This is a genomic window from Streptomyces sp. NPDC053079, assembly GCF_044546695.1.
Classification (GTDB): domain Bacteria; phylum Actinomycetota; class Actinomycetes; order Streptomycetales; family Streptomycetaceae; genus Streptomyces.
This window is the reverse complement of sequence record NZ_JBITZJ010000001.1, coordinates 1,537,632-1,558,794: the sequence shown is the minus strand read 5'-3', so window position 1 is coordinate 1,558,794 and position 21,163 is coordinate 1,537,632. Positions and strand designations below refer to the sequence as shown.

Below are 21,163 nucleotides of genomic sequence, written 5' to 3'. Positions count from 1 at the left end.
TGACAACGTTGTCATACCCTCGGCCAGCAGAGACGGGAGGGTGGCGGATGCCCATTCGTGATCACGTGAAGACGGCACGGCCGCGCGCGACGCTGCGCCAGGGACGCAACGACTGGTACCGGATCAAGAACCTCGCCGACGGCGCAACCGAGGTCGCCATCTACGACGAGATCGGCTACTGGGGCGTCACAGCCTCCGACTTCATCGCCGAACTCAAGAGCATCGACAGCACCGAGATCACGCTGCGCCTCAACTCCCCCGGCGGGGAAGTCTTTGACGGCATCGCCATCATGAACGCCCTGCGCTCCCACCCCGCCCGCGTCACCACGCACGTCGACGGCATCGCCGCCTCGATCGCCTCCGTCATCGCCATGGCCGGCGACCGGATCATCATGCAGCCCCACAGCCAGATGATGATCCACGACGGATCAGGGCTGTGCATCGGCAACGCCGCCGACATGCGCGAGATGGCCGACCTGCTCGACAAGCAGTCCGACAACATCGCAGGCGTCTACGCCGAGCGTGCCGGCGGGACCGTCAAGCAGTGGCGGACCAAGATGCTGGCCGAGACCTGGTATACGGCGCAGGAAGCCGTTGAGGCAGGACTGGCCGACGAGGTGGCCAAGCCGCAGCGGCGGCCTGAGCCGGACGAGGCCGAGGGCATGCCGATGGCAGCGTCGTGGGACCTCAGCGTGTTCCGTTACGCCGGCCGCACCGAGGCCCCCGCCCCCGCCGCGCCGGTCGTCGCCAACAGCGCGCCGGACATTGAGGGCCACGATCGTACGGCGGCGGACGTGGAGCCCCTGGTGGAGGCGCAGGCCGGGGACGACTCCCCGCACGTGTCCTTCACCTTCGACCCGAACGTCTTCCGCGCCGCCCTGGACGCTGCGGCGGACCCGATGCCCGACTACGACCCCGGGCACCTGCGGTCGCTGATGGCAGGAATCGCCTCCGATGCCCCGGCGCCGCCGGCCCCGGCCCAGCCGACACTCGTGGAAACGGCCCCGGCCGCAGCCGCCACCGCCGAGCCGCCCGTGCCGGCCAACGAAGTTGCCGTCGAATACTTCCGCGCCCTCATGACCGTCGCGGCCAACGACACGGCGGCACCGCCGGAGTCGCCCACACCCGACCCGGCCCCCGCCGAGCCGATAGCCAGCATCGACCGAACCCTCTTCGAGCGCGCCCTATGGGAGGCACGACTGTGAGCACCACCATCACCGGGGCGGACCCGGAGCGCATGACCATCCCGACCTCCAGCGCCGAGCTGGAGGCCATGCTGGGCGACACCCAGGTCATGAATAAGATCTTCGCTGACAAGAACGGTGCGTTCGGCGAGTTCATCAGGAACTACGCCCGCTCGGTCTACAACAAGGACCTGGCCATTGCTGCGCAGGTCGAGGAGCAGACCAAGCGAGTCGTGGCGGACTGGCTGCGCGAGGAGCAGCCCGAGGGGATCCGCCGCATCAATCTGACCCCCGAGCAGATCGTTGCCAACGGCAACGCCCGCAACAACCTGCATAACCCCCGGGCTATGGGCGCGGTGCTGGATAGGGAGTTCGAGAACAGTGCGGAGTATTTCCGCACCATCTGGCACAACGCGAACCGCACCGCGGACATGCAAGCGAAGCTTCACCGTGTACGCAACGCCTTCAGCTCCACCGTTCCGTCTGAGGGCGGGTTCCTGATCCCGGAGACGCTCCGTTCGGAGATGCTCCGCGTCTCGCTGGAGACCTCCATCGTCCGGCCCCGGGCCCGCGTCATCCCGATGGAGACCCTGCGGGTCCCGTTCCCGGCGATCGACTCCACCAGCAACGTCAGCTCGGTGTACGGCGGCGTGGTCGGCTACTGGACCGAGGAAGGCGCCGCGCTCACGCAGTCGCAGGCCGCGTTCTCCCGGATCGTCCTGGACGCGAAGAAGCTCACCGCGTACAGCGAGGTCCCCAACGAGCTGATCTCCGACAGCGCCATCAGCTTCCAGGCGTTCCTGGACGAGATCTTCCCCGAGGCCCTCGGCTTCTACGAGGACATCGCCTTCATCAAGGGCTCCGGCGTCGGCGAACCCCTCGGCGTCCTGGACTCCAACAACAGCGCGATCATCGCGGTGGCCAAGGAATCCGGCCAGGCGGCGGACACGATCGTCTGGGAGAACATCGTCAAGATGTACGCCCGGATGCTCCCGTCGTCCCTGAACCGGGCCGTCTGGATCGCGTCCAACGACGTCTTCCCCGAGCTGGCCACGATGGCGCTCAGCGTCGGTACCGGCGGCTCGGCGGTGTGGCTGAACAACGGCGTCGAGGGCCCGCCGATGACGATCCTGGGCAGGCCGGTGATCTTCACCGAGAAGGCGCCGGGGCTGCTCGGCGACCAGGGCGACATCAGCTTCGTCGACTTCGGCTTCTACCTGATCGGCGACCGGCAGGTCATGAGCGCGATGAGCTCGCCGCACTTCAAGTTCCAGAACGACCAGACCGCCTACCGCATCATCCAGCGTGTCGACGGCCGGCCGTGGCTCCAGTCCGCGATCACCCCGCAGAACAACGGCCCCACGCTCAGCCCGTTCGTCCAGCTCGCCGCCCGCGCCTAACCCCGCCAGCCCGGGGACGGCAATCAACCCCCGCCCCGGGCCAACCCCAGAGCGGCACTAACCCCCCGCTCGGAGAGGCAAGACCATGACCACAGGAGCACGGGCCCTCGGCCGGCTGTTCAACGTCTCGACCGGCGCGGTCCCCGCGGACGCCGTCGGCGGTGCCATCACCGGCAACCGGATCCACATGAAGGACTGCGACACCGTCGCCTTCCTCGTCATCGCCTCCGCCGGCTCGACGGACATCCTCGACCTGGACCTCCAGGAGCACAACGCCGCGACCGGTGGCACCAGCCAGGACCTGGACATCATCACCAAGTACTACTACCAGGACGAAGCCACCCTCGACGGTGACGAGACCTGGACCGAGGGATCCCAGTCCGCCGCCTCGGAGATCACCAACGTCGGCAGCGCGAGCACGCAACAGCTCGTCGTGGTCGAGGTCGGGGCCTCCCAGCTCTCCGACGGCTTCGAGTGGGTCTCCCTCAACGTCCCCGACCTGGGCACGAACGGCACCAAGTACGTGGCGATCCTCAACCTCGCCTGCGACCTGCACGTTCAGCGCAAGCCCACCAACCTCGCCAACCTCAACACCTGACAGGGGCCCACACCATGAGTGTCATCGTTCAGGGCCCCCAGTTGCGCAGCATCGCTCTGGGGACACGAGTCACCAAGTCCACGGGCACCCTGGCCGCGACGACGGTGCCCCTGTTCACCATCGCCGGCGGCGAGGTGCTCATCACATCGATGTACGGCCTGGTCACTACGTCCATCACCGTCGCGAACAGCTACAAGCTCCAGCTGAACCCGACCACTGGCGACACGCAGGACATTTGCGCCGCCACCGACATCGGCACCACGGACACCCTCGCCGGGGACATCCTCCAGTTCGGGCTGGCCACCACCACCGCCCCACCGAAGCTGATGTCGGTCGGCTACGGCACCGCACGCCTGGACACGGTCCTCACCACCGGCCAGATCGAGCACGTCTCGGCGGGCACTGACGGCGTGATCACCTGGTGCCTGACGTGGATCCCCATGGCTGACGGTGCGACCGTGGTGGCGGCGTAGCCATGCCGAAGACCACCAGCCACCGCGGCGGCACGATCGACGGCCTCGCCCAGACCCAGGAGAAGGAGCCCTTGCTCCTGGGCAAGCGGATCGTCATCCGGGACGGCCGGATCGAGTTCATGGACGGATCCGGATCCCTTCCGGACACCGTCCTGGACCGCGACTCCGCCGGCCTGCTGCGCCTGACGGGCGGGTGGCGGCTGGAGGGCGCGGCCTCGACGACGGACACAGTGACGGTCCGGGTGACGGGGGACGCGGTAGCCCGGCTCGTGGTCAACGCGGACGGCAAGCTGGAGTGGAGCTCCGGCTCCGCCGCGGCGGACACGAACCTCTACCGGTCCGCCGCGGACACCCTGGCCACGGACGACGCTCTCACCGTCGGCGGCTACACCACGCTCCAGGGGGCCCAGACCAACGGCGACTTCGCGTCGCTGGGAGACGTGTCCATCGGCACCGCTGGCAAGGGCCTGAAGATCAAGGAAGGCTCCAATTCGACCATGGGCACGGCCACCCTCGTAGCCGGCGCCGCCACAGTGGCTACCACCAAGGTCACAGCGAACAGCCGGGTCTTCCTCACCTCGCAGGTCGACGGCGGGACCCCGGGGTGGCTGCGTGTCTCGGCACGGTCGGCCGGCACGTCCTTCACCGTGACGTCCAGCTCGAACACCGACACGTCCACCGTGGCGTGGCTGATTGTGGAGCCCGCCTCATGACGCTCTGGGTGTGCAGCGACTGCACCACGAAATACGCCGTGGGCCTCTTCCGGTGCCCGCGCTGCCACGGCACCGACTTCTACGAGGAGGGCTCCATGCCGAAGATCACCCGCCACGGCGGGGCCACCAACGCCGACGCCGCCTCCGACCTCCCTGATCCCCCAGCGGAGGCGGCGCCGGTCACTGCCGCCGAGCCGGCTGACGGAGGTGAGGACACGTGGCCTGGGAGCAGCTCCTCAGCATCTACCGAGACGCCGCCGACGAGCAGCGAGCCGAGCAGGGCCGCGCCCCGGAAGCGTGCCCGCAAGACGGCGAGCCGCTCCGAGCCGGCCCCGACGGACACCTCTTCTGCCCCTTCGACGGATGGCGAACCGACGGAGCAGCCGTCGGAGTCTGACGGGGCCGAGACGGACACCAGGAACTGACTCAGCAGCAGCGGAACGGTGAGAGGAGGTGACCGGCGATGGGCGTGTGGTACGCCACCCGCGAGGACGTGAAAGAGGCGCTCGACTTCAAAGAGACCGCGCGCGCGAACGGGCGGATCGATCGCGCCCTGGAATCGGCGTCTCGCTCCGTCGAGGGGCTGCTGCACCGCCGGTTCTACCCCCACACCGCTACCCGGTACTGGGACTGGCCGAGCGAGCAGACGGCCCGGCCGTGGCGCCTGTGGCTGGACGAGAGTGAACTCATCTCAGTCACGGCCCTGTCCTCGGGCGGTGCGGCCATCGCGACCAGCAACTACAACCTGGAGCCCAACCGAAGCGGCCCGCCGTACAGCCGGATCGAGCTCAAGCTGTCGACGAGTGCTGCCTTCGGGGGCGGGAGCACTCACCAGCGCGACATCGCGGTCACTGGGCTGTGGGGCTACCGCAATGACGAGACCCTCGTGGCTGACGTGGACGAGGCCATGAGCGCTTCCGAGACGGATCTGGACGTCACCACCTCCACCGGTATCGGCGTGGGCTCGGTGCTGCGCGTCGGCTCCGAGCGGCTGCTGGTCACCGGCAAGGCCATGAAGGACACCGGCGTGAACATCGACGCCGGCGACAGCCTGACCGCCTCTGCGGCGGACGTGTCCCTCACCATGTCGACCCTCACCGCCGCGCCGGCTGTCGACGAGGTGATCCTCATCGGCTCCGAGCGGATGCTGGTGGTGGACGTGGCCGGCAGCGTCCTGACCGTGAAGCGGGCATGGGACGGCAGCACCCTGGCCGCTCACTCGGGCGGCGCCGACATCTACGCCCCGCGCACCCTGACCGTCACCCGTGGCGCCCTCGGTACGACGGCGGCCGCCATGAGCGCGGGCGATGACATCTACCGGTGGGACCCTCCCGGCCCCGTGCGAGAGCTCACGATCGCCGAGGCCCTTACCTCCCTGCTACAGGGGCAGTCCGGGTACGCCCGCGTCGTGGGCTCCGGCGAGGCGCAGCGTGAAGCTGCTGGGCGGGGCCTGCACGACCTGCGGGAGAGCGTCTACACCAGCCATGGCCGCAAGGCCCGCACGAGGGCGGTGTAGCTGTGGGCATTGAGATCAGGACGACCGGGCCTCTCTTCGATGGCCGTGCTGCACGGGCCATCGCCGCGTACTGCGACGACGCCCGCGAAGAGATCGCGGAGTACGCCGAGACCCTCGTGCTCAATGAGCTCGGGCATGTGCTGCGCCACCCCACGGGCTACTACGAGTCCCGGGTGGAAACGGAGCGGTTGTCGGCGGACACGAGCCGGGTGCACGACAACGGTGTCGTCTACGGGCCGTGGCTGGAAGGCGTCGGCTCCATGAACGCGCCGGTCACCCGGTTCGCGGGCTACTCCCACTGGCGGCGGATGAAGGAGGTCGTGCAGGGCCAGGCCCCGGCCATGGCCCAGCGGATCCTTCAGCGGCACCTTCCAGGGATGAGGTGACCGGCGGTGGCACTGGACATTAACGGCATCGTGGACTCGGTGATCTCGCACGCCATGGCGTCCGGGTACTTCGAGCGGGTCAACGGGCACGAGCCACAGAACGCCCCGGGCAACGGGCTGACGGCGGCCGTGTGGGTGGACGGCATTACGCCCGTCCGTACGTCCGGACTCGGTACGGCCTCGGCGCGGCTGATCTTCAACGTGCGCCTGTATACGCCGATGGTCCAGGAGCCGGCCGACGCGATCGACCCTAACCTCACCGCCGCTACGGACGCCCTGATGCGCGCGTATATCGGCGACTTCCAACTCGGCGGCACGGTGCGGCAGGTCGATGTCCTCGGCCAGCACGGCGCGGCGCTGGAAGCGCGGGCGGGCTACATCCAGCAGGACGGCGCGCTGCTGCGGGTCATCACGATCACGCTGCCCGTCATCGTCAACGATCTCTGGGATGAGGTGGCATAGCCCATGGCGAAACAGTCCGGGCTCGGCGACAACCTGTACGTCGCGGGCTACGACCTCAGCGGGGACATCGGCAGCCTCGGCGGCATCTCTGGCGGGCCGGCCGCGCTGGAGGTCACGGCCATCGACAAGTCGGCGTTCGAGCGGATCGGTGGCTTGCGGGACGGCAAGCTGGAGTACACGGCGTTCTTCAACAAGGCCACCGACCGGGCGCACCTGCGGCTGTCCACGCTGCCCACGACGGACGTCATCACGTCGTATTTCCGGGGTACAGCCCTGGGAGGGGCTTCGGCGAACATCGTGGCGAAACAGCTGAACTACGACGGCACGCGCGGCAACGACGGGGCGTTCACGTTCGCCGTTGAGGCGCAGGCCAACGGCTATGGGATTCAGTGGGGAAAGAGCCTGACGGCCGGCAAGAGGACCGACACGACGGCGACCAACGGAAGCTCGGTCGACTTCGGGACCGGTTCTACAGCCTTCGGCCTGCAAGCGTTCTTGCATGTCTTCGCCTTCACCGGGACCTCCGTCACGGTAAAGCTCCAGGAGTCATCAGATGATGGCTCGGGGGACGCGTGGGCTGACGTCACTGGAGGCGCATTCACGGCGGCCACTGGGGTCACCAGTGAGCGCATCGCGACGTCGGCGAGTCAGACCGTGGAGCGCTATCTCCGCGTGGTGACCACCGGCACGTTCTCCAATGCAGTGTTCGCCGTGTCCGTGATCCGCAACGACACCGCGACGGTGTTCTGATGAGCCGCCCCATGAACCGCGCCGACCGGCTGATCCTCGCTCCGGGCGCCTATCAGACATACAGCATCAGCCAGGAACCAGACCGGTTGGTGGTCGTTGCATGCGAGCGAGTTGGCTGCGCCGCATGGCGGTACGGCTGGGATTCGATTATCGATGAATCAACGCCACTCGGGAAAGCGCAAGCTCTCCATATCCGTACGGAATCAAAACGTACGTTCCGAGAGATGAAGCGAGGGGATGGCTTGACCGTGTTCCGCTTCGAATCCGGGCAGCGCTGCTTCGCCGAGCATCAAACAAACCCAGAGGTGTACGTGGTGCGCGATGGCGATTGGCGAGGTAACCCGACGGGACGAAGCCGTGAGCATCAGCGCCCTGCGGACTGGGTTGAGGACTTCGGCGAGCATCAGCTTCGGCTCGTCAACCAGCAGGAGAAGGGATGAGCGAATAGCGCCGATCGTCACATCTGTCAGATCGCAGGAGGTGGGAGAAGTGGATAAGGAAAGCAATAGAGTTGACGCATGGATGGCATGCGTCAATGCACTAAGTGTCTGCTGGTCAAGTCAGTCGAGGACTTCTCCCCGCGCGGCAAGCGTGACGGAGTCACACTACGCAAGAGTCGTTGCAAACCTTGCGTGTCAGAGGCGGCTAGGAACTGGGCGGCCGAAAATCGTGAGCGTGCCACGCTTCGACGCCAGCGGTGGAACCTTCAAAACACGTACGGCATCACACTCGACAAGTACAACGCGATGCTTTCCTCGCAGGGTGGCGTCTGCGCCATCTGTGAGCAGGACGAACCCAACACCCATGGACGGACAGGTAGAAAGTTCAGCCTGTCGGTGGACCACTGTCACGACACCGGCCGTGTTCGTGGATTGCTGTGCCAGAAGTGCAATCGGGCAGTCGGCCTACTGAATGACAACGTCGATCTCTTGAGGAAGGCGATCGACTATCTAGAAAGGGAGTGAGTCCGTTGGCAAAAGAGAGCGGATTGGGCTGGACGACCTGCTCGGTCGACGACAGCGGCGGTACTGCCCGAGCGATCAAGAACGATGTCACGAACCTGGAGTTCGCGACACCGCGCGCGGTGCAGGACGTGACCGGTATCGACAAGTCCGCGTTCGAGCGCCTGCTCCTGCTTGCGGATTTCAGCGTGACCCTGAATGGCGTCTTCAACGATGCGGCCAACCAGTCGCACGACGTGTTCAAGACAGTTCCGAGCACGAGCGTGGCTCGCACGGTCACTCTCACGGTGTCCGGTCAGACGCTCGCGAATGAGTGCCTTTTCACCGATTACCCGGTCAGCCGGGCGGACGACGGTGCCCTGACGTGGGCTGTGCCCGGGGTGCTGTCTGACGGCACTGTCCCGACGTGGGCGTAAGGGGGCCGGTATGGGGTTCGTGAAGAAGCCGAAGCGCATCGTGCTGCGCTTCGAGGGTGACGCCGAGCTGGACGGCCTGGAGGTCATCCTCCGGGGCCTGAACGTGGCCGAGTACCTCGATGTCATGGGGCTCGGGGACGTGGAGGCGTCCTCGGTCCCGGACATGGTCAAGCGTTTCGCGCGGTCGTTGATCTCCTGGAACCTCGAGGATGAGGACGGCGCCCCGGTGCCGATCACTGAAGAGACGGTGTTCGCGCAGGATCAGGACTTCGTCTTGCGGCTGGCCGCCGCCTGGATCGAAGCGATCTCTGGCGTGTCAGCCCCTTTGGAGCAGAGCTCGCCCGATGGCGGGCTGTCCCCGGTGGCGTCGATTCCGATGGAACCCCTGTCCGAAAGCCTCGCCAGCTAGCCCGCGCGGAATTCGTCCTCGGCCTCTGCGAGCGGTTCCACTGCCTGCCCAGTGCCCTTCTCGCAGAGGACGCGGAACTCATCCAGCTCATAGAGATCGACCGCCTCGGCAGCCCGGAGGGAGGGGCCACGGATGGCCAATGACATCACCATCTCCGTCCGGGTCGGCAACGACTCCGCCGCCGGCCTGGCCTCCGTCAACACCTCCCTCCGCGCGCTCCGGCAGAACGCGAACAACAGCGGCCAGGCGCTCAACGCCTTGACCGCCCGAGCCACGGCCACGGCAGCTGCCCTGCGGGCCCTGCACAATGCGGCCGAGGACGCCAACCGGTCGCTTCGTACACTTCGGGGACGAGCAGCCGCGGCGGCCGGCTCGATGGACGATCTACGCGACCGGTCCACCCGGGCGAACGGCTCCCTGCGCACCCTCAACAGCCAGGCGGACAACGGCGCGAACCGGCTTGGGACACTGTCCGACCGGACGCGTGCCTTGCGCTCCGACATGGACGACCTGGACGGCGTCCTCGCCCGGCTGGGCAACAGCATGGGCGCCCTGCGCGGTGGGCTGGGGACCCTGACGGTTAACTCTGGACAGTCGCGCGACGGGATGAAAGGGCTCCAGGCGGCGGCGATCGCCCTGTCTCCGGCGTTGATCCCGATTGCCGCTGCGGCTGTGCCGATCGTGGCGGCGATGGGCGCGGCCGCTGCTGCGATGGTGGCTTTCGGAGCGGCGCTGATCCCGCAGGCGAAGGTCATGGCGGAGGCGTCGCAAGCTGAGAAGAAGTACAGCGACGCCGTGAAGGAGCACGGCAAGGGCTCGGCCGAGGCGGCGAAGGCCGAGGCGGCGTACATGCAGCAGGCCAAGCAGCTCCCGCCGGCGACCCGTGAGGCCACTGCTGCGCTGCTGGTGATGAAGGACGTTTACAAGGGGTGGGCGGAGTCGCTGGAGAGCGCCACGATGCCCGTGGCGACCAAAGCGCTCACGGTGTTTTCAGGGCTGTTTCCGAAGCTTACGCCGCTGGTGCGTGGGGCGTCGGTGGAGCTGGACCGGATGATGACGTTGCTTGCCGGCGGCGTCAACAGCGCGGCACTCGACAGCCTGATCACCCGCCTCTCGGACTTCGCATCGGGGGCCTTGCGGTCAGCCACGAACGGGCTCGTGCACCTCGCACGCGTCATGTCATCGGGTGGCGGCGGCAAGGGTGGCCTGTCGGAGTTCATGGAGTACGCGCGGGCGAACGGGCCCCTGGTCGCGGACACTCTCCAGAACCTTGGCCGGGCCATCACACACCTGCTGGTCGCAGCCAGCGATGTGGGTGTCAGCCTCCTCGGTGTTGTCAACGCCATGGCCAAGCTGGTCAATGCCGCGCCGACTCAGCTCATCGCTTCCCTGTTGCAGCTGGTCCTTGCGTTCAAGGCGGTGAAACTGGCGGCGGCCGGCATGGCGGCAGTCGGTGGGATCGCGGCTGCTTTCGGTACCCAGATCACGGCCATGCGTGCCGCGGCCCTCGGAGCGTCCGGTGGTATGGCCAGCCTGACAGCGGCCTTCGGCGCGCTCTCTCGCGGGGCGAAGGTGGCCCTCGTCGGTACGGCTGTGGGTGTTCTCGTGGTCGCGCTGACGCAGTTGTCGGAGATGGGCCGCCGGACCCCGCCGGATGTCGACCGGCTGACGGTGGCGATGGGCAAGCTCGGCCAGACCGGCAGGGTGAGCGGCGAGGCGGCGAAGGCGTTCGGCCAGGACCTGGGCGGGCTCGCGGATTCGCTGCGGACGTTGGCGCGCCCATCGAACCTCGACGCGGTCCAGCAGTTCGCGACCTCGCTGATCGGCATGGACAGCACGCCGGTCAAGGAGGCCAAAGCAGATCTCAACGCCGTCGACGAGGCCCTGGCGAACATGGTCAAGGGCGGGAACGTCGACCTTGCCGAGGCGGCGTTCCAGCGGGCGGCCGAGGCGATGCGGGAGAAGGGCCTCAGCGCCCAGGAGCTGCGGGCGCATCTCGACAGCTACAAGAGCGCGCTGGAGGACCAGGCGTTCGCCGAGCAGCTCGCCGCCCAGGGCATGGGGCTGTTCGGTCAGCAGGCCCTGGCGACGAGCGAAAAGCTGAACGCGCAGAAGGGCAGCGCCGACGGTCTGCGTCAGGCGATCATGGCGCTGAATGACGTGCACCGCCAGGGGCTGGGCGGGATGATCGCGTTCGAGGCGGCTATCGACACGGCGGCGCAGGCGGCCAGGGACAATGCGGGCTCGCTGAACATGACGGGCGGCCAGCTCGACCTGAACTCGGAGAAGGCACGAAACGCCGCCACCGCTCTGCAAGACCTTGCCTCGAAGACCGACGAGGCAGCCTCCGCCGCGCGGGAGTCTGGAGGGTCGTGGGAGTCGGTCAACGCGATCTATGACCGGGGCCGGTCGAAGCTGATCGCTAACGCTCAGGCGATGGGTTTGACCAGGTCGGAGGCGCAGTCGTTGGCGGCGCAGATCCTGGCGACGCCGGACAAGACGGCCAAGCTGAAGGGAAACCTCGAGGACCTCCAGGCCAAGCTCGACTCGGCGAAGGCACAGCTCGCGCGGGTGCCGGACAGCCGTAAGGCGGCGATCCGGGCGCAGATCGCGCAGCTCCAGGCGGCCGTTGCCAGTGCCAAGGCCGCCCTGGGTTCGGTGCACGACAAGACGGTGTTCATCAACACCTACCACCGGGACTACGTCTCGACGATCCGGACGTCGCAGTTCGCGCCGAGCGTGGACGGCGTCCCGCTGATGCGTGCCGGCGGTGGTCGTATCACCGGCCCTGGCACGGGGACGTCGGACGACGTGCCCATCATGGCGTCGAACGGCGAGTACGTCGTCCGGGCCAGCGCCGTGAAGAAGTACGGGTCCCGGTTCCTGGACGCCCTCAACGCCGGAACGCTGCGGGCCTTCGCTGGTGGCGGCCGGGTGACCAAGGGCATGCAGGACGCCCGGAACGAGGCGGCCGGCGACCTGACCGTCTCGTACTGGGGGAAGAAGGCCGGGCGCAGGCAGGACGAATTCGTCGGCGCGCTCGGCGACCCGAACAGCCTCGGGGATCTCGCGCAGTCGCTGAACAAGTGGCGCGGGATCATCAAGTCTGCCACCGAGGGCGGCGTGGAGAAGCGCTTGCTCGGCGCACTCGACAAAGCCGGCATGCAGCTGATCAACCAGGAGCGAGCGCTCACCAAGGTCAACAGTGCGCTGGAGTCTGCGCGGGACAAGCTGAACGGTCTGAAGGAAAAGTTCTCGCAGGTCAAAGACCAGGTCTCCTCGGGGATCATGTCGTCGTCGAGCATCACCGGCGCCGCGCAGAGCGGGAAGCGGCTGACGCTCGGCGCGGTCATGAACGACCTGGTGTCCAATCGCGACAAGGCCGTCAGCCTGGCCGGTGCGCTCAAGACGCTCCGCGCCCGGGGGCTGAACTCGGGGTCGCTGCAGGAGATTGCGAACGGTGGGATCGAGGGCGGGCTGTCCACGGCCGAGGCCCTGATGAGCGCCAGGCCGAGCGACATCAAGCGGATCAACCAACTGCGCAGCCAGATCTCAGCGGCGGCCGGCTCGGCGGGTACGACCACGGCGGACGCGATGTACGGGGCCGGCATCAAGGCTGCTGAGGGCCTGGTGAAGGGGCTGGAGAAGCAGCAGGCGGCGATCGAGCGGGTGATGATCCGGATCGCCGAGACGCTTGAGCGCCAGATCAAGAAGGCGTTCGGCGTGAAGGCCAGCGGTGGGCCTGTCGGGGCGGCCGGCGGCGGGGCGCGCTCGGGGATGACGTGGGTGGGCGAGCAGGGCCCGGAGTTGGTGCGCCTGCCGTACGGCTCTGCGGTACGGACCGCTGGTGACTCCCGGCGCCTGGCCGCGGGCGGGGGCGGTGCCGAGCCGGTGGTGTTGGAGATCAAGTCGGGTGGGTCGCGGATGGACGACCTGCTGGTGGAGCTGCTGCGCGGGGCGATCCGTGTCCGTGGCGGGAATGTCCAGGCCGTACTCGGCCGCGCATCGTAAGGAGCGGGGATGCACAGGTACAAGACGTGGAACGGCGCGATGCCGACCACAGCAGCGCAGGTCAAGGTGACGACGGGCACCGCGATCAAGACGATGCTTCAGCTGGCCACCCCGAGCACCAGGCAAATCCAGCTGATCTCGTGGGGGTTCTCGCTGGACGTGGCGCCGGGTGCGGCCTCGGTGGTGGAGCTGCTGCAGACGGACGTGGCGGCCACGGTGACCGCGCACGTGGCGGCCGGCGTGCAGCCCCTCGACCCCAACGCGCCGGCGTCGCTGCTGACTCTCGGTACCAGCGCGACCGGCTACACCGCCTCGGCCGAGGGCACCACGACCGCTTCGCGCGTGTTCGACGTCAAGGAGATTCCACTCGCGGCCGGCGCCACGGACCTGACGTACTTCTACCAGTGGATGCCCGACGAGCGACCCATCGTGGCGGTCTCGAAGTTCTTGAGGGTCCGGGCCACCTTCGCCACCACGGCGTCGAACATGGTTACCTGGGTCTGCTGGGACGAGTGATGGCGGGACTGGCGGCACGGGTTGCCGCGTGGCAGCGGCGGATGGGCGGCACTCCTGGCCCGTTCGGCGGCTCGGGCGAGGCCTCGAGCGGCCAACCGGTGGTCGTCGAACTTTTCCTGGCCGGCGCGTGGGTGGATATCACCAGCCTCGTTATGACGCGCAGCGGATCGGAGAAGATCTCCATCACCCGCGGTCAGGCTGACGAGGCTGGGCAGACCGAGCGGAGCGTGTGCCGGTTCCAGCTGAACAACCGCAACGGCTACTTCAGCCCCCGCAACCCCATGTCGCCGTACTACGGCCAGCTCGGGCGCAACACTCCGCTGCGCATCCACGTGCCCGACCCGAGCACGGGCGGCAAGTTGTACAGGTTCTGGGGCGAGGTCTCCACCTGGCCAACCCGGTGGGATACCTCCGGAAGCGACGTGTGGGTGGAGATCGACGCGTCCGGGATCCTGCGACGCCTCGCGCAGGGCGCCGCGCCCACGCACTCCGTGCTGTACGAAGCGATCACCGGTCCCGGCTTCGAGTCGCTCCTGGCGTACTGGCCGTGCGAGGACATCGACGGCTCCATCTCGATCGCCTCCGCGATCACCAACGGCAGCACCATGACGATCAGCGGCTACCCGACGTTCGCGTACTACAGCGACTTCGGTAGCAGCGATCCCCTGCCGGACATGACGGATGCCACCTTCTCGGGCGGCGTCCAGGGCTACCTCACCACCTCGCCGGCCCAGTGCCGGTTCATGCTGAGCATCCCGCCCGAGGGCGTCTCGGACGGCAAGGTCATCTGCGCCATGGTGATGAAGAGCAGCGCCGTCACCACCTGGGAACTCGTCTACGGCACCAGCGGCACCCTGACGCTCCGCGTTCTCGACAGCGCCGGCGCCACCGTCTCCGGCGGCGTCTCGGCCTTCGGTGACGTCCGCGGCAAGCGGCTGCGGGTCAGCGTCGAGCTGCAGCAGAACGGCTCCAACATCGACTGCGCCGTCCGCTACCTCGAGGTCACCTCCACCTCGGCCACCAGCGCCACGGGCTCCGTGAACGGCAAGACCATGGCGCGCGTCACGGACATCAAGATGTGCCCGGCCCCCGTGAGCGGCGCCGTCAGCCGCGGCCTCGACTTCAGCACCATCGGCCACGTCACCCTGCAGAACGCCATCACCTCCATGACCGACCTCGGTGAGCGCCTGGACCCGTCCGGCGAGACCGCCGGCGCTCGCGTGCAGAGGATCTGTGCCGAGGAGGGCATTGCGTTCGACGGCATCGGGGATCTGAGCGACACCGTCCGGCTCGGGCCGCAGGCGAAGAAGAAGCCCGTCGACCTGATCTCTGAGTCAGCCGAGGCTGACCTGGGCGTGCTCTTTGAGAACCTCGCCGTGTTCGGTCTGGGCTACCGGCCCCGGACGGACCTGTACAACCAGGACCCCAAGCTGACGCTGTCGTACTCGGCGAACCAACTCGCCGAGAACCTGACGCCCGTCGACGACGACCAGTTCACCCGCAACGATGTGACGATCACGCGGCAGGACGGCGGCATGGCCCACGCGGCCCTGACTACCGGAGCCATGGGCACCGCCGACCCGCCGACCGGCATCGGCGTGTACGGCGAGTCCGTCACTCTGAACGTCGAGGCGGACAGCACCCTCGCCGACCAAGCCAACTGGCGCCTGCACATGGGCACGGTCGACGAGGCGCGATACCCACAGGTCAGCGTGAACCTGGCACACAACACGTTCGTGGCCGACCCGGCGCTGAAGACCGCGGTGCTGGGGCTGCGCCAAGGCGACAGGGTGGTGATCACGGATCCGCCATCGTGGCTGCCGCCGGACGACATCAGCCTGATTGTGCTGGGGCTCAACGAGACGATCGACCACTTCCAGCACCGGATCACCCTGAACTGCGCGCCCGCGTCCCCGTACGAGGTGGGGGTGCTGGACAGCGCCGACCACGGCCGGCTCGACACAGCCGGCTCCGAGCTGGCTGCAGCCCTCGACTCATCGTCGACGAGCGTGAGCGTCTCCACGTCCTCGGGCCCGGTGTGGACCACGGACAGCGCCGACATGCCATTCGACGTCCGCGTGGGCGGCGAGGTCATGCGTGTCACGGCCATCTCCGGGAGCGCATCGCCGCAGACGTTCACCGTGACGCGGTCGGTCAACGGCATCGTCAAGAGCCACTCCGCGGGCGCTGATCTCCGTCTGACCAACCCGACCACCATCGCCCTGTGAGGAGCTGCTGATGGCTGAGGCGTACCCCACCTTCCTGGCCGGCCAGCGCATCACTGCTGCGCTGCTGGCGTCGGCGCAGCCGATGGTGGCCCGTAAGACCGCGGATACCTCGAGGGCGTCGACGACGACGTTCGCCGCAGATCCGCACCTGACGTTCTCCGTTGAGGCCAATGCGGTCTATGTCTGGCATGGGTGGATCAAGTACTTCGCCGATCCCACACCCGACCTTCAGGTCAACTTCACCGCTCCGACCGGGAGCCTCGGCGAGTGGCACCAGATCGCTGCCGGCAGCGGCGCAACCACCACCAACACCACCGGCCAGCAGGTCCGCTTGGAAAGCAATGACATCGTCTCAGGCCGCAACTTCTACGGCGTCTCGGACTGGGACCTGGGCGCCGTACTGCACGGCACGCTCCGCGTCGGCTCGACAGCTGGCACCTTCGCCCTTCAGTGGGCCCAGACGGCATCCAGCGCCACCGCCACGATCTTGTACACGGACTCGTGGCTGATGATGCAGCGCATCGCCTAGGAGGCACCATGGCAACTCCCCTCACTGCTGACGGCTTCCTCGTCGCGCTGCACGCGGAAGGCGTGCGCGTCGCCGAGTATGGCTCGTGGCGCACCCACACCCGCACCTCCAGCGGCCGCCCGTGGGGCCCGGTCCACGGTGTGGTGATCCACCACACCGTGAGCTCCGGCACCAGCAGCTCCGTCGAGCTGTGCGCCGAGGGCTACGCGGGCCTGCCCGGTCCCCTGTGCCACGGGGTCATCGCCAAGGACGGCATCGTGCATCTCGTCGGCTCCGGCCGCACGAATCACGCCGGAGGCGGCGACCCTGTCGTCCTCCAGCACGTCATCGACGAGGACTACAGCGACCGGCCGCCGGCGCCGACGAAGGGCAACGCGGACGGGGTCGACGGCAACGCCCGCTTCTACGGCTTCGAGTGCATCAACCTCGGCGACGGCAAAGACCCCTGGCCGGCCGCGCAGCTCGACGCGATCGAGCGGGTGAGCGCGGCCCTGTGCCGGGCGCACGGCTGGTCGGCGAAGAGTGTGATCGGGCACCTCGAGTGGTCTGACGACAAGAGCGACCCGCGTGGATTCACCATGCCGGACATGCGCGCGCGAGTTGCCCGGCGACTGTCCGGACAGTCCACGCCGCCCAAACCTGCACCGCGCTACACGGAGGACGCTGTGATCACCTACCTGCCCCCGATTCCTGCCAACACCGACGTCGACATCCCCGTCGAGCCCGCTGGCACGCTGGCCGACCCGCAGGGCGGCGCCCGCAACGGCCCCCTCTGGCTGTGCCTCGCCGCTCAGGGCGCCGACGGGCAGGTCGTCACGACCTACCACCAGGAAGGCGGCTCCTGGGGCGCCCCGGCCAAGGCCGTCTCCGTGACCGTCGCTGGTAGCAAGCACGTCATGTCGCTTCCCGCCGGCGAGGGCGTCGACAAGGTCCGAATCCGCTCCACCGTCCCTCTCGTGGGCTACGTGACCGGCCGCCAGGTCGCGTGACCCGAACCGCCCACAACCCTTCAGGAGCCACACATGAACCTGCGTCTATTCGGCCGTGAACCGGCCGTCATCCTCGGCGTCCTTTCCGCCGCCCTCTCCCTCGTGGTGACGTTCAACGTCGGTCTCAGCAGCGGGCAAGCCGGCGCCCTCGTTGCAGTGATCTCGGCCGGGTTCTCCGCTCTCACCGCTGCCCTGACCAGGCCCGTGGCACCGTCGGCGTTCACGGGCCTGGTAGCGGCGGGCGCGGCTCTGCTGGCCGCGTTCCACTATGAGGTTGCCCCGGACACCGTGGGCGCCGTGAACGCCTTCGTCCTCGCGGCCCTCGTCTTCCTCACCCGCGGGCAGGTCTCCCCGATCACGCCGGGCTCCGCGCCTGCGCGGGTGCGGTCGGTGGAGGACTGATGCGCGCGGCGGCCTGGCGGTTGCGTAAACGGCTCGGCCGCCGCGGCACCTTCCTGCTCATCATCGGTGTGGGAAAGGTGTGCTGGGGAGCGGGCTTCATCCTTACCCCCCAGCCCAACCCGCAGGGTGTCTCCCTGCTCACCGACATTGCGCCCCTGCATTGCTGGGCGTGGCTGTGGGTCCTCGCCGGCCTCGTCACCGGAGGCAGCGCCTTTGTGCGCGTCGGCCGGGACGGGCTGGGGTTCGTCGCCGCCCTGATCCCGCCCGCGCTGTGGGCGACGGCCTACCTGGTTGCCGCTGTGAGCGGCGAGTTCTCCCGCGGCTTGTGGGTCGCGCTCTGGTACCTCACTTCTCACGTGGGGGCGATCATGTGGGCAAGCACGGTACCCGAGTACTCGGTACCTCCAGCGCCCCGCTCCCGGAAAGGCAGAGCTGGATGAGCGTCTGGGCCGGGATCGTTGCGGTGGTCGGCACGCTCGGCATGGTGGTGGCTGGGCTCTTTGCCGCGCGTGCCACGAAGGCAGCGGCAAGGGCGACGGCTGAAGCGACCCGCGCAGCTGCTCAGGCGGCCGCTGAGCCGGAGCAGCGGCGCGTGGACCTGGAGGCGTTCAAGGCGATCCGCGACGACCTGAAGGTCGAGGTTGGTGAGCTGCGGTCGGAGACGACCCGCTTGCGGGCCACGGTCCGGGCGTTCGCCGGCTACGTGGGCGAGCTCACCATGCAGATGCGCTCCGGGGGGATTGCCCCTGCTGATCCTCCGCCGCTGGTCGACGACTACTACCGCACCGGGGGCTGAGCCTGCAGCCATTGGGTGAGGAGCTCGTCGTACTGGCGGCGCTCGTCTCGGGTCAGTGGGCACCCACGCCCGGCGAGGTCGCGGATTTCCCGGTTGATCTCCTCGAGGCACGGCGGGGCGCAGAGTGGGGTCGGGGACATGTGATCAGGCTACGAGGGACCACTGACAGGCGCCTGCGAATATCGAACATGTTCGCCAAACGCTCATCAAACGGTCACGGAGACAAGCCCCACTCGCCGGGCCCACCGCCGCGCCACTCGATCAGCCGCTGATCGTCGAGGTCGTACGTCCCCTCGTCGAGCCCCGCGCGGCGCAAGAATTCCTCGAGGTCTCGGAGTGTGTAGGCCATGCCGAGGATCTCGCCGTCCGCGCGTACCCGCCGGCCGCCAGACCGGTCCGGCGGGTAGACGACGATGCGCGGCTGGTCGGGCATACCCCCACTGTGTCCCGGGCTGGCGCCAAGGGCGTGCGCTGTTACTCCGTCTCGGGGGCGGTGTGCCGGGCGGACAGGCGCCGCTGTCAGTGCGCGCCGGTACCGTGGAGGTATCTATTGGAGCTGCTTGGCTGCTGCTCATCGCCCCGCCCCACGACGCAGGGGGCGGGGCGCTCTCCATAGGTCCCCGCACGCCGTTTGCGATGTGGACTCGCTCACACGACGTTGGCCTTGCCCCATACCCTGGCAGTGTCGAGTTGCACAGAGAGGGGCAAGGCCATGCCAGTTGATGCTACCCCGGACCCGTACACAAACCCGCTCGTCTTCGGCCAGCGCATGCAAGTTCTCCGCACGCGGCGAGGAATGAGCCGACCGGTCCTCGGTGGCCTGCTCGGCCGCTCACCCTCGTGGGTGAAACAGGTCGAGAGCGGCACCATCCGCACGCCATCCTTGCCCATGATCCTGCGCATTGCCGAAGTGCTCCGTGTGCGTGACCTCGCCGACCTGACCGGCGACCAGACCATGCCCGTTGACCTGTTCATCGGACCTGGCCACCACCTCCTGCCGGCCGTCCAGGCTGCCATCAACAGCTACCCCCTGACCTCAGACCGTCAAGCACCATCCGCGGCCCACCTGCGGCTGCGCCTCGATCGAGCGTGGACGGCCCGCCACGAGGCAAGCAACCACCGCGAGGTTCTCGGCAGCTTGTTGCCTGACCTGATCCGTGACGCCCAACTGACTGTGAGGCAGGCCGAGACGGCGGCGGATCGGCGGGCGGCGCAAGCGATCCTGTCCGAGGTCTACTCCCTGGCACAGTTCTTCGTGGCCTATCAGCCGGACTCCGCGCTGCTATGGCGGGTGGCCGAGCGAGGCATGGTCGCAGCGCAGGAGTCCGAGGACCTTCACGCCATTGGTGTGGCCGCGTGGCTCACTGTCCAGGCGCACCGCGATGCCGGCCCAGCGCACTTCGATGCCGCTGACGCGGTCAACCGGGCCACCCTCGAATTCCTACAGCCGGCCTTGCCGAACGCGAGCGAGAAGGTCCGCGCTGTCGCCGGCGCGCTGCAGTTCGAGGCGGGGTACACCGCAGCTCGAAGGGGTACGTCGGGTGTCGCGTGGGGCTGGTGGGAGAAGGCGCAGGCGACGGCTCAGGGGTTGCCCAAGAGCTACTACCACCCCATCACGTCCTTCTCGCATGCGGTGATGTCGGCCCACGCTGTAACGGTCGCTGTCGAGCTGCATGCCGGCGGCGAGGCAGTTCGGCAGGCGACACGGGCGGACGCGGACACGATCCAGTCGCTTCCCCGGCGCTCCAGGCACCGTATTGAGGAGGCCCGCGCCCTCCAGCTCGACGGGCAACCGGAGGCGGCTTTGACCGCCCTGGCCAAGGCCCACGAGTGCGCGCCGGAGACGATCGCGTACAACGGGTACGCGAGGCGGATCGTGCTGGAGGAGACGGAGTCGAAGAGCCCGGCGCGGCGGCAGCGCGCCAGCGAGCTGGCCGTGAAGCTGGGGACCTTGGCCGCCTAAGCGCGAACACGTGAGCGAGGGGCAGGAATCCTGCCCCTTCCGCACCCCCGGCGCACCTATGGTCGGCGCCCAGCCAATCGCCAACCACGCCGGGGGCACTCGTGCGCACCATTGATACGACCACGCAAGACGCTGTCCAGAGATACGGCGCTGACACGGACCCAAAGTCCGAGCACAAAGTTCGCCCGGCGCTCGCGACCGGAGTTGTGGCGTGGCAGTGAAACGTCCTGCCCTGCGCCACATCTCCGAGAAGTGCCGAATCGGGGAACACCCGGTCTGCGCTGGGGCGACTCCGATCCGCCGGGTGGGGGCCTCCTCCCCGAAGACTGAGCCCTTGCCCTGCACCTGTGCGTGTCATCGGCCATCAGCGGAGGCAACCCCGTGATGACTCAAGACCTAGGCTCCGCAGCTCGCTGGCTCGCCGGCGAAGTTCGCCGCCACCCATGCCCTTACGAGGTGT

25 protein-coding genes are annotated in these 21,163 nt (G+C 68.1%); 22 read left to right on the top strand and 3 right to left on the bottom strand.

From position 1 onward, the window contains the following. Window positions 1–47: 47 nt before the first annotated feature. The 5 genes from ACIGXW_RS06595 (at window position 48) to ACIGXW_RS06575 (ending at window position 4,368) form a co-directional block, all read left to right on the top strand. Window positions 48–1,205 (top strand): head maturation protease, ClpP-related, encoded by a 1,158-nt coding sequence (locus tag ACIGXW_RS06595; RefSeq protein ID WP_399570521.1) that lies wholly within the window; start codon window positions 48–50, stop codon window positions 1,203–1,205. Beyond that, window positions 1,202–2,584, top strand: a complete 1,383-nt coding sequence (locus tag ACIGXW_RS06590; RefSeq protein ID WP_399570519.1) for a phage major capsid protein — start codon at window positions 1,202–1,204, stop codon at window positions 2,582–2,584. Before ACIGXW_RS06595 ends, ACIGXW_RS06590 begins: the two co-directional genes overlap by 4 nt. 85 nt (window positions 2,585–2,669) lie before the next feature. Continuing rightward, the gene (locus ACIGXW_RS06585) at window positions 2,670–3,182 is read left to right on the top strand and encodes a hypothetical protein (protein ID WP_399570516.1); all 513 of its coding nucleotides are present in this window, start codon (window positions 2,670–2,672) and stop codon (window positions 3,180–3,182) included. Between the two features lie 14 nt (window positions 3,183–3,196). Next, the gene (locus tag ACIGXW_RS06580; protein ID WP_399570514.1) at window positions 3,197–3,655 is read left to right on the top strand and encodes a hypothetical protein; all 459 of its coding nucleotides are present in this window, start codon (window positions 3,197–3,199) and stop codon (window positions 3,653–3,655) included. Between the two features lie 2 nt (window positions 3,656–3,657). Continuing rightward, entirely contained in the window at window positions 3,658–4,368 is a 711-nt protein-coding gene (locus ACIGXW_RS06575) for a hypothetical protein (RefSeq protein WP_399570512.1), read from the top strand. A gap of 79 nt (window positions 4,369–4,447) precedes the next feature. Here the strand turns inward: ACIGXW_RS06575 and ACIGXW_RS06570 are convergent, their stop codons facing one another. Then, complete coding sequence (locus tag ACIGXW_RS06570) at window positions 4,448–4,711, bottom strand: hypothetical protein (RefSeq protein ID WP_399570509.1); 264 nt, start codon at window positions 4,709–4,711, stop codon at window positions 4,448–4,450. Between the two features lie 120 nt (window positions 4,712–4,831). Between ACIGXW_RS06570 and ACIGXW_RS06565 the strand changes: the two genes are divergently transcribed. From ACIGXW_RS06565 to ACIGXW_RS06490, 16 genes are all read left to right on the top strand, one after another. Beyond that, the gene (locus ACIGXW_RS06565) at window positions 4,832–5,884 is read left to right on the top strand and encodes a hypothetical protein (RefSeq protein ID WP_399570506.1); all 1,053 of its coding nucleotides are present in this window, start codon (window positions 4,832–4,834) and stop codon (window positions 5,882–5,884) included. Between the two features lie 2 nt (window positions 5,885–5,886). Then, the gene (locus tag ACIGXW_RS06560) at window positions 5,887–6,270 is read left to right on the top strand and encodes a hypothetical protein (protein WP_399570504.1); all 384 of its coding nucleotides are present in this window, start codon (window positions 5,887–5,889) and stop codon (window positions 6,268–6,270) included. A gap of 6 nt (window positions 6,271–6,276) precedes the next feature. After that, window positions 6,277–6,732, top strand: coding sequence for a hypothetical protein (locus ACIGXW_RS06555; protein WP_399570501.1), 456 nt, complete (start codon window positions 6,277–6,279; stop codon window positions 6,730–6,732). Window positions 6,733–6,735: 3 nt separating this feature from the next. After that, entirely contained in the window at window positions 6,736–7,482 is a 747-nt protein-coding gene (locus ACIGXW_RS06550; protein WP_399570499.1) for a hypothetical protein, read from the top strand. A gap of 11 nt (window positions 7,483–7,493) precedes the next feature. After that, the gene (locus ACIGXW_RS06545) at window positions 7,494–7,922 is read left to right on the top strand and encodes a hypothetical protein (protein ID WP_399570496.1); all 429 of its coding nucleotides are present in this window, start codon (window positions 7,494–7,496) and stop codon (window positions 7,920–7,922) included. Window positions 7,923–8,000: 78 nt separating this feature from the next. After that, window positions 8,001–8,447 (top strand): endonuclease VII domain-containing protein, encoded by a 447-nt coding sequence (locus ACIGXW_RS06540; protein ID WP_399570493.1) that lies wholly within the window; start codon window positions 8,001–8,003, stop codon window positions 8,445–8,447. Window positions 8,448–8,452: 5 nt separating this feature from the next. Then, window positions 8,453–8,860 carry a hypothetical protein gene (locus ACIGXW_RS06535; protein ID WP_399570490.1) on the top strand — a complete coding sequence of 136 codons (408 nt, stop codon included), beginning with the start codon at window positions 8,453–8,455 and terminating at the stop codon, window positions 8,858–8,860. A gap of 10 nt (window positions 8,861–8,870) precedes the next feature. Then, window positions 8,871–9,269: a hypothetical protein gene (locus ACIGXW_RS06530; RefSeq protein ID WP_399570488.1), complete on the top strand. Its 399-nt coding sequence runs from the start codon at window positions 8,871–8,873 to the stop codon at window positions 9,267–9,269. A gap of 132 nt (window positions 9,270–9,401) precedes the next feature. Then, on the top strand, window positions 9,402–13,280 hold the full coding sequence (locus ACIGXW_RS06525; protein ID WP_399570485.1) for a phage tail protein: 3,879 nt from the start codon (window positions 9,402–9,404) through the stop codon (window positions 13,278–13,280). A 9-nt stretch (window positions 13,281–13,289) separates the two neighbouring features. After that, the gene (locus ACIGXW_RS06520; protein WP_399570483.1) at window positions 13,290–13,796 is read left to right on the top strand and encodes a hypothetical protein; all 507 of its coding nucleotides are present in this window, start codon (window positions 13,290–13,292) and stop codon (window positions 13,794–13,796) included. A 152-nt stretch (window positions 13,797–13,948) separates the two neighbouring features. After that, window positions 13,949–16,024 (top strand): hypothetical protein, encoded by a 2,076-nt coding sequence (locus ACIGXW_RS06515; protein WP_399570481.1) that lies wholly within the window; start codon window positions 13,949–13,951, stop codon window positions 16,022–16,024. Between the two features lie 10 nt (window positions 16,025–16,034). Beyond that, entirely contained in the window at window positions 16,035–16,553 is a 519-nt protein-coding gene (locus ACIGXW_RS06510) for a hypothetical protein (protein WP_399570479.1), read from the top strand. A gap of 8 nt (window positions 16,554–16,561) precedes the next feature. Next, entirely contained in the window at window positions 16,562–17,542 is a 981-nt protein-coding gene (locus ACIGXW_RS06505; protein ID WP_399570477.1) for an N-acetylmuramoyl-L-alanine amidase, read from the top strand. Window positions 17,543–17,575: 33 nt separating this feature from the next. Further along, window positions 17,576–17,944, top strand: coding sequence for a hypothetical protein (locus tag ACIGXW_RS06500; protein WP_399570475.1), 369 nt, complete (start codon window positions 17,576–17,578; stop codon window positions 17,942–17,944). Continuing rightward, window positions 17,944–18,384, top strand: a complete 441-nt coding sequence (locus ACIGXW_RS06495; RefSeq protein WP_399570472.1) for a hypothetical protein — start codon at window positions 17,944–17,946, stop codon at window positions 18,382–18,384. Before ACIGXW_RS06500 ends, ACIGXW_RS06495 begins: the two co-directional genes overlap by 1 nt. Continuing rightward, the gene (locus ACIGXW_RS06490) at window positions 18,381–18,740 is read left to right on the top strand and encodes a hypothetical protein (protein WP_399570470.1); all 360 of its coding nucleotides are present in this window, start codon (window positions 18,381–18,383) and stop codon (window positions 18,738–18,740) included. The genes ACIGXW_RS06495 and ACIGXW_RS06490 overlap by 4 nt, the downstream gene beginning before the upstream one ends. Here ACIGXW_RS06490 and ACIGXW_RS06485 read toward each other — a convergent pair. After that, window positions 18,722–18,880, bottom strand: a complete 159-nt coding sequence (locus ACIGXW_RS06485; protein WP_399570468.1) for a hypothetical protein — start codon at window positions 18,878–18,880, stop codon at window positions 18,722–18,724. The two genes, ACIGXW_RS06490 and ACIGXW_RS06485, sit on opposite strands and share 19 nt — an antisense overlap. 74 nt (window positions 18,881–18,954) lie before the next feature. Continuing rightward, on the bottom strand, window positions 18,955–19,173 hold the full coding sequence (locus tag ACIGXW_RS06480) for a hypothetical protein (protein ID WP_399570466.1): 219 nt from the start codon (window positions 19,171–19,173) through the stop codon (window positions 18,955–18,957). A 279-nt stretch (window positions 19,174–19,452) separates the two neighbouring features. Between ACIGXW_RS06480 and ACIGXW_RS06475 the strand changes: the two genes are divergently transcribed. Beyond that, a complete protein-coding gene (locus tag ACIGXW_RS06475; RefSeq protein WP_399570464.1) occupies window positions 19,453–20,703 on the top strand; it encodes a helix-turn-helix domain-containing protein in 1,251 nt (416 codons plus the stop codon). Window positions 20,704–21,163 lie beyond the last annotated feature (460 nt).